The sequence below is a fragment of the Streptomyces viridosporus genome (assembly GCF_002078235.1).
Classification (GTDB): Bacteria; Actinomycetota; Actinomycetes; order Streptomycetales; family Streptomycetaceae; genus Streptomyces; species Streptomyces viridosporus.
Genome location: NZ_MSGP01000711.1, coordinates 1 through 7,697 on the forward strand (window position 1 = coordinate 1; position 7,697 = coordinate 7,697).

Sequence of the window (7,697 nt, forward strand, 5' to 3'; positions counted from 1 at the left end):
CGCCCCCGGTGTCGCGCGCGCTGCCGGGGGCGGGCCGCGCCTCGGCGCCGTCGTGGTCGGGTCGCTCGGTGTTCACCGCATCGCTCCTTCGGCTGCACAGCTGTCCCGGAAGACCCTGCCCGGTCGTACCGGGACCGCTGGTGGGTCGTATCCCGCATCCCCCTCATGGGGGACGGCGATGGGACGCAGCGGGGGAGCGCACGGTTCCCCGGGAGCGCCGATCCGGTCGGCGCCGACTCCTGCGGCTCGGCCCCGTATGCTCAGTCGCCGTACTCCGACATCGCGTCCAGGAGCCGGGCCGACGCCGGCGGCACGCTCACGCCGTGGATCAGGGACGGGGGGACGGGCCGGGCGGCGACCCGGTCCGGAGCCGTCCAGTGGGGAGCCATCCGGGCGCAGTCGCCGCGCAGCGACGCCAGGTCGCCTTCGAGGTCGACCGGGGAGGGGGCGTGGACCTTGGGGTTCGTCATGTCGGCACCGTACGCACGTCGAAGGTCGCGAAGAAAGATCTACTATCGGGTAGTTTTCCCCGCTTCTGCGGGTGGTCCCCACCCGGTAGCGTGAAGTGTCAATCCGCCTCCCCCAGGAGAGTCCACGCCGTGCGCATCGCAGTCACCGGCTCCATCGCCACCGACCACCTCATGACCTTCCCCGGGCGCTTCGCCGACCAGTTCGTCGCGGACCAGCTGCACACGGTCTCGCTGTCCTTCCTGGTCGACAACCTCGACGTGCGCCGGGGAGGGGTCGGCGCGAACATCGCCTTCGGGATGGGCCAGCTCGGCACCCGGCCGATCCTGGTCGGCGCCGCCGGCTCCGACTTCGACGAGTACCGGGCCTGGCTGGACCGGCACGGCGTCGACACCGACTCCGTCCGCATCTCCGAGACCCTGCACACCGCCCGCTTCGTGTGCACCACGGACGCCGACCACAACCAGATCGGCTCCTTCTACACGGGCGCGATGAGCGAGGCCCGGCTGATCGAGCTGAAGACCGTCGCCGACCGCGTGGGCGGCCTCGACCTGGTCTCCATCGGCGCCGACGACCCGGAGGCGATGCTCCGGCACACCGAGGAGTGCCGCTCCCGGAGCATCCCGTTCGCCGCCGACTTCTCCCAGCAGATCGCCCGGATGAGCGGTGAGGAGATCCGGATACTGCTGGACGGGGCGACCTACCTCTTCTCCAACGAGTACGAGAAGGGGCTCATCGAGACCAAGACCGGCTGGAGCGACGCCGAGATCCTCGACCGGGTCGGCCACCGCGTCACCACCCTCGGCTCGCGCGGCGTGCGCATCGAACGCGCCGGCGAGGACCCGATCGAGGTCGGCTGCCCCGAGGAGGAGATCAAGGCCGACCCGACCGGCGTCGGCGACGCCTTCCGCGCCGGCTTCCTGTCGGGCCTCGCCTGGGGCGTCTGCCTGGAGCGCGCCGCGCAGGTCGGCTGCATGCTCGCCACGCTGGTCATCGAGACCGTCGGCACCCAGGAGTACCAGCTGCGCCGCGCCCACTTCATGGAGCGCTTCACCAAGGCCTACGGCGACGAGGCCGCGGCCGAGGTGCAGAAGCACCTGGCCTGACCGGAGGGTTCAGGAGACCCGGCGGACCACGTAGGCCGAGCCGCGGTCCGCCGGCTCCTCACCCACGTACTCCTGCCCGCGCATCTCGCACCACGCCGGGATGTCCAGCCGGGCCGCCTCGTCGTCCGCGAGCACCCGCACCGTGCCGCCCACCGGCACGTCCCCGATCACCTTGGCCAGCTCGATCACCGGGATCGGGCAGCGCCGCCCCACCGCGTCCACGACCAGGGCGTCGCCCCCGTCCTCCACCGCGGCCGCCCCGGCGGCGGACACCGGCGCGCCCAGCTTCTCCCGCACCCCCGCCACCACGCCGGGCAGGACGGACAGGAACCGCTCGACGTCCTCCTCGGCCGTCCCCGGCGGCAGCGAGACGCGGATGTTGCCCTCGCTCAGCACCCCCATCGCCCGCAGCACATGGCTGGGCGTCAGCGTGCTGCTGGTGCAGGACGACCCGGAGGAGACCGAGAAGCCGGCGCGGTCCAGCTCGTGCAGCAGGGTCTCCCCGTCGACATAGAGACAGGAGAAGGTGACGATCCCCGGCAGTCGCCGCTCCGGATCGCCGACCACCTCCACCTCCGGCACCAGTCGGGGCACCCGCTCCCGGATCCGCTCCGTCAGTTCCCGCAGCCGCGCCGCGTCCTCGGCCGCCCGGGCCCGCACCGCCCGCAGCGACGCCGCCGCGGCCACGATCGCCGGGAGGTTCTCGAACCCGGCCGCCCGCCCCGACTCCCGTTCGTCCGCCGGGCCCTGGGGCGCGAACCGCACCCCCTTGCGCACGACGAGCAGCCCGACCCCCGACGGCCCGCCCCACTTGTGGGCGCTCGCCGTCAGCAGTGACCAGTCGCCCTCCACCGGTGCCCAGCCCAGCGACTGGGCCGCGTCCACCAGCAGCGGCACCCCCGCCGCCCGGCAGATCCCGGCCACCTCGGCCACCGGCTGCGCGGTCCCCACCTCGTGGTTGGCCGACTGCAGGCAGGCGAGCGCGGTGTCCGGCCGCAGGGCCTCGGCGTAGGAGGAGGGGGACACGGCTCCCGCGCGGTCCACCGCCACCTCGGTGACCGGCCCGCCGTCGGCCCGGTGAACTTCCGCCGAATGGAGCACCGAAGAGTGTTCGACCGCTGACACGATCAGGTGGCGTCCGACGCGCCGCCGCCCGGCCAGCGCCCCCGCGATCCCGGAGTGCACCGCCCGGGTGCCGGACGGGGTGAACACCAATTCGTCCGGACGGCACCCCACCGCCTCCGCCGCCGCCTCGCGCGCCGCGTCCAGCAGCATCCGGGCGCGCCGCCCCTCCCGGTACAGCCGCGCGGGATCGGCCCACCCCTCGTCCAACGAAGCCAACAGGGCCTGCCGGGCAACGGGGTGAAGGGGGGCGGCGGAGGCGGCGTCGAAGTAGGCCATACGGCAACGTTAGGACGTCCCCCGGCCGGCCGGGAACGCGGGAACCGCGCGACAGGTCCCGAACCGTCCGCACTCGCCACACGACAGACATCACCGGGCTATTGGGCGCCCCGTCCCACCTCGCAAGAGTGACCCGCGGCGCGTATGCCACCCTCCCCGCGACCCCCCGAAGGGCGTCGGCTAGGGTTTGGTCCGCATAAACATCCAAACCCCTGCCCGACGCAGGGCGGCGACCGACCAGCGAGAAGGCCAGGCCGCAGCCGTACAGCGCGGGCGAGACTCTCGGGAAGGCGCTACGTGAGTCCCAACGGCTCCGACCGCTCGCCGCGGCGCCCGATGCGGCGGAAGCTGCTGCAGGCACTGACCGCGGGCCTGGTCCTGGCGACCGCCACCGGTTGCACATGGGAGGACTTCCCCCGCCTTGGCATGCCCACCCCCACCACGGAAGAGGCTCCGCGGATCCTCTCCCTGTGGCAGGGGTCCTGGGCTGCCGCGCTCGCCGTCGGCGTGCTGGTGTGGGGCCTGATCCTGTGGAGTGCTTTCTTCCACCGGCGCAGCCGCACCAAGGTGGAGGTCCCTCCGCAGACCCGGTACAACATGCCCATCGAGGCGCTGTACACGATCGTCCCCCTCCTCATCGTCTCGGTGCTCTTCTACTTCACCGCCCGCGACGAATCCGAGCTGATGAAGCTCGAGAAGCCCGATGTCACGGTCAACGTGGTCGGGTTCCAGTGGAGCTGGTGCTTCAACTACGTCGAGAACGTCGACGGTTCCACGGGCGACGCCAAGACGTCCAAGGAGCTCGACGCGATTCCGACCCGTTACAAGGACGCCTTCCCGGCCGACGCCGGCGGTGTCTACGACTGCGGTGTCCCCGGCACCCGGAACCCGCAGACCAACAACCCGGGCCCCACCCTGTGGCTGCCCGAGGGCAAGCGGGTCCGCTTCGTGCTGACCTCGCGCGATGTCATCCACTCCTTCTGGGTGGTGCCGTTCCTGATGAAGCAGGACGTCATCCCGGGTCACACCAACGCCTTCGAGGTCACTCCCAGCAGGGAGGGCACCTTCCTCGGCAAGTGCGCCGAGCTCTGCGGCGTGGACCACTCCCGGATGCTGTTCAACGTCAAGGTCGTCTCCCCCGAGCGTTACGAGCAGCACCTGAAGGACCTCGTGAAGAAGGGGCAGACCGGTTACGTGCCTGCGGGTATCTCGCAGACCGAGCACGAGAAGAACCGGGAGTCGAACATCCTGTGAGCATCCTCAACCAATCCCAGGGTGCCGCGGCAGGGTCCCACTACGCGGACGAACTGCCGGTCCGGCGCCGCAGTCGCGGCAGCGTCGTGGTCAAGTGGCTGACGACCACGGACCACAAGACGATCGGCACGCTCTACCTCGTGTCGTCGTTCCTGTTCTTCTGCATCGGTGGCGTGATGGCACTCGTCATGCGCGCCGAGCTGGCCCGTCCGGGCCTGCAGATCATGTCGAACGAGCAGTTCAACCAGGCGTTCACGATGCACGGCACCGTGATGCTGCTGATGTTCGCGACGCCGCTGTTCGCCGGCTTCGCGAACTGGCTCATGCCGCTGCAGATCGGCGCGCCCGACGTGGCGTTCCCGCGGCTGAACATGTTCGCCTACTGGCTGTACCTCTTCGGCTCGCTGATCGCGCTCGCCGGCTTCCTCACCCCGGACGGCGCGGCCAGCTTCGGCTGGACCGGCTACGCCCCGCTGTCGGACGCCGTCCGCTCGCCGGGCGCGGGCTCCGACCTGTGGATCATGGGTCTGGCCTTCCAGGGCTTCGGCACCATCCTCGGCTCGGTCAACTTCATCACCACGATCATCTGCATGCGCGCTCCCGGCATGACGATGTTCCGGATGCCGATCTTCACCTGGAACGTGCTGCTGACCGGTGTGCTGGTCCTGCTGGCGTTCCCGGTGCTGGCCGCCGCGCTGCTCGCGCTGGAGTACGACCGCAAGTTCGGGGGTCACATCTTCGACCCCACCAACGGCGGGGCGCTGCTGTGGCAGCACCTGTTCTGGTTCTTCGGTCACCCCGAGGTGTACGTCATCGCCCTGCCGTTCTTCGGCATCATCAGCGAGGTCATCCCGGTCTTCTCCCGCAAGCCGATGTTCGGCTACACGGGTCTGATCGCCGCGACCATCGCGATCGCCGGTCTGTCGGTGACGGTGTGGGCGCACCACATGTACGCCACCGGCGGCGTGCTGCTGCCCTTCTTCTCCTTCATGACCTTCCTGATCGCGGTCCCGACCGGTGTGAAGTTCTTCAACTGGATCGGCACCATGTGGAAGGGCTCGCTGTCCTTCGAGACGCCGATGCTGTGGGCGCTGGGCTTCCTGATCACCTTCACCTTCGGTGGTCTGACCGGCGTGATCCTGGCCTCGCCGCCGCTGGACTTCCACGTGACCGACTCGTACTTCGTGGTGGCGCACTTCCACTACGTGGTGTTCGGCACCGTCGTCTTCGCGATGTTCGCCGGCTTCCACTTCTGGTGGCCGAAGTTCACCGGCAAGATGCTCGACGAGCGCCTGGGCAAGATCACCTTCTGGACGCTCTTCATCGGCTTCCACGGCACGTTCCTGGTCCAGCACTGGCTGGGCGCCGAGGGCATGCCGCGCCGGTACTCGGACTACCTGGCGGCCGACGGCTTCACCGCGCTGAACACGGTCTCCACGATCGCCTCGTTCCTGCTCGGCCTGTCGCTCCTGCCGTTCTTCTACAACGTCTGGAAGACGGCCAGGTACGGCAAGAAGGTCGAGGTCGACGACCCCTGGGGCTGGGGCCGCTCGCTGGAGTGGGCGACCTCCTGCCCGCCGCCGCGACACAACTTCGAAACCCTGCCGCGGATCCGGAGCGACTCGCCCGCCTTCGACCTGAACCACCCGGAGGTCGCCGCCGAGGACCACGAGGCGGAGCGGACGACCGCCGCCGATCGGCGCTGAGCGGACCGCCCACCCTTCTCCCGAACAGTCAGGAGCCGTCCATGGACGCCAGCCATGAAGCCGCCCTCGGCCTGCACCAGCTCGAGGGCTACCTCTACCAGGAGGCCAACCGCCTGGAGGCGCACCGCAAGGCGCGGGACTTCGCCTGGGAGCTGCCCGGCCTGACCACGGACCAGCGCCTGGTGATCGAGCAGGCGTACGCCCACGAGCAGGAGGAGAACGCCCGCCAGGTCACCCGCCGGATCGCGGAACGCATCCAGCAGGTCGAGGCCCAGTACGCGGCCCGCCACCGCCGCCGCACGCGGGAGATGGCCATCGCCATGGGCGTGGTCACCCTGGGACTGATCGGGCTCTGCGTCGCGGTGATCCTCGGGATGTCGGCGGGCTCCGCGGCACGGTGATGCCCAGAACGCCGGAGGGCGCGGCCTGAGGCCGGCCGCTCAGCGGGCGTCCCCCTCCAGGGACGCCAGGAGCTTGCGCAGCGCGTCCGCGACCGTCGCGCGTTCCTCCGGCTCCAGAACGGAGAGCACCTTCCGTTCCAGGTCGTAGTGCTGTTCCAGCACGCGGTCCAGGCTCGCCCGCCCCTCCTCCGTCAGGCTGACCAGGGTGCTTCTGCCGTCGACGGGGGAAGGGCCGCGCGTGATCCAGCCCTCGCGTTCCAGCCGGTTGAACCTCCCCGTGAGGCCGGCGGAGGAGACGACCAGCGCCCGGCGCAGCTGGCCCGGCGTCAGCGCGTAGGGAGGGCCGCTGCGGCGCAGCGCGTGCAGCACGTCGAAGTCCCCGACGTTGGCGACGGTCATGCCGCCCGAGCGGCGCAGATGCGTCGCGAACAGTTCCTCCAGCAGCTGGGCCGTCCGCAGCAGACGGGCGATCACCGCGCTGGACGACACGTCCAGTTCGGTCCACTCGCTCCGCCACTCGGCCAGCATCTCGTCCACGCTGTCGCCGTCGGCGGCGGCCTCGGTCTCGTCGTCCTTACGCATCGCGGGCCAAGCGTATCGGCCGCACCAGGTGACCGCCGCCCCACCGCGTAGCGTGGTGGCCCGGGCGGGCCGGCCCGCCTCGCGCCCTTGAGTCAGGGGCCCGTACGAGGGGAGCGGTGCGCTGAACGGCCAGGAGTCCGGACCCCGTGCGGGCGCCCCGGTGGAGCGGATCGCCTCCGCCGTGCGCGCGGGGGCGCTGCGGGCCGTGGACGTGGTCGCCGAGGCACTGGAGCGGATCGAACGGGCCGACCCGGTGCTGTGCGCGTTCACCGAGGTGTGGCGCGAGGAGGCGCTGCGGCGGGCGCGTGCGGTGGACGCGCGGCTCGCCGCCGGGGCACGGCTGCCGCTGGCCGGGGTGCCGATCGCGGTGAAGGGGCGGCACGGGCTGCGTGCGGCGGGCCCGCTGCTCGCGGCCGGTGGTGTCGCCGTGGGCGCCACCTCGGTGCCCGGGCCCGGGACTCCCTGGCAGACCTGGGGGCTCGGGGCGCACGGCCGTACCGTCAACCCCTGGCGGGCCGACCGCACGCCGGGCGGCTCCTCGGCGGGGGCGGCGGTCGCGGTGGCGGCCGGGCTGGTCCCGCTGGCGACGGGCGGCGACGGCGCGGGGTCGGTGCGGATCCCGGCGGCGTGGTGCGGGGTGGTCGGCCTGAAGGCCACGGGCGGCCGTCTCCCGTCCTCCGACCGTACGGGTCTCGCCGCTCCCGGGGTCCTCACCCGCACGGCGGCGGACGCGGCGGTCTGGTGGCGGACGGTGGCCCGGCCGGCCGCCCCCGCCGCCG

8 protein-coding genes are annotated in these 7,697 nt (G+C 71.6%); 5 read left to right on the top strand and 3 right to left on the bottom strand.

The window, feature by feature from the left end; translation table 11 throughout:
• Positions 1 to 260: 260 nt before the first annotated feature.
• Positions 261 to 470: a hypothetical protein gene (locus tag B7L92_RS36265; RefSeq protein WP_081241423.1), complete on the bottom strand. Its 210-nt coding sequence runs from the start codon at positions 468 to 470 to the stop codon at positions 261 to 263.
• Between the two features lie 129 nt (positions 471 to 599).
• Here B7L92_RS36265 and B7L92_RS36270 point away from each other — a divergent pair, with 129 nt between their 5' ends.
• The gene (locus B7L92_RS36270; RefSeq protein ID WP_081241424.1) at positions 600 to 1,574 is read left to right on the top strand and encodes a carbohydrate kinase family protein; all 975 of its coding nucleotides are present in this window, start codon (positions 600 to 602) and stop codon (positions 1,572 to 1,574) included.
• A 9-nt stretch (positions 1,575 to 1,583) separates the two neighbouring features.
• On the opposite strand, the gene B7L92_RS36275 is transcribed toward B7L92_RS36270, so the two are convergent.
• Positions 1,584 to 2,975 carry a cysteine desulfurase/sulfurtransferase TusA family protein gene (locus B7L92_RS36275; protein ID WP_081241425.1) on the bottom strand — a complete coding sequence of 464 codons (1,392 nt, stop codon included), beginning with the start codon at positions 2,973 to 2,975 and terminating at the stop codon, positions 1,584 to 1,586.
• A 297-nt stretch (positions 2,976 to 3,272) separates the two neighbouring features.
• Between B7L92_RS36275 and ctaC the strand changes: the two genes are divergently transcribed.
• Genes ctaC through B7L92_RS43570 form a run of 3 tightly spaced genes read left to right on the top strand, consistent with a single transcriptional unit; the run spans position 3,273 to position 6,336 of the window.
• Positions 3,273 to 4,229: an aa3-type cytochrome oxidase subunit II gene (gene ctaC, locus B7L92_RS36280; protein ID WP_081241426.1), complete on the top strand. Its 957-nt coding sequence runs from the start codon at positions 3,273 to 3,275 to the stop codon at positions 4,227 to 4,229.
• Positions 4,226 to 5,935 carry an aa3-type cytochrome oxidase subunit I gene (gene ctaD / locus B7L92_RS36285; protein ID WP_081241427.1) on the top strand — a complete coding sequence of 570 codons (1,710 nt, stop codon included), beginning with the start codon at positions 4,226 to 4,228 and terminating at the stop codon, positions 5,933 to 5,935. Before ctaC ends, ctaD begins: the two co-directional genes overlap by 4 nt.
• A 41-nt stretch (positions 5,936 to 5,976) precedes the next feature.
• Positions 5,977 to 6,336 (top strand): hypothetical protein, encoded by a 360-nt coding sequence (locus B7L92_RS43570; protein WP_081241428.1) that lies wholly within the window; start codon positions 5,977 to 5,979, stop codon positions 6,334 to 6,336.
• A gap of 39 nt (positions 6,337 to 6,375) precedes the next feature.
• On the opposite strand, the gene B7L92_RS36295 is transcribed toward B7L92_RS43570, so the two are convergent.
• Positions 6,376 to 6,918: a MarR family winged helix-turn-helix transcriptional regulator gene (locus tag B7L92_RS36295; protein WP_004984627.1), complete on the bottom strand. Its 543-nt coding sequence runs from the start codon at positions 6,916 to 6,918 to the stop codon at positions 6,376 to 6,378.
• 160 nt (positions 6,919 to 7,078) lie between these two features.
• Here B7L92_RS36295 and B7L92_RS36300 point away from each other — a divergent pair.
• Positions 7,079 to 7,697 (top strand): amidase family protein (locus tag B7L92_RS36300; RefSeq protein ID WP_255311308.1); only part of this gene is annotated, 619 nt, incomplete at its 3' end.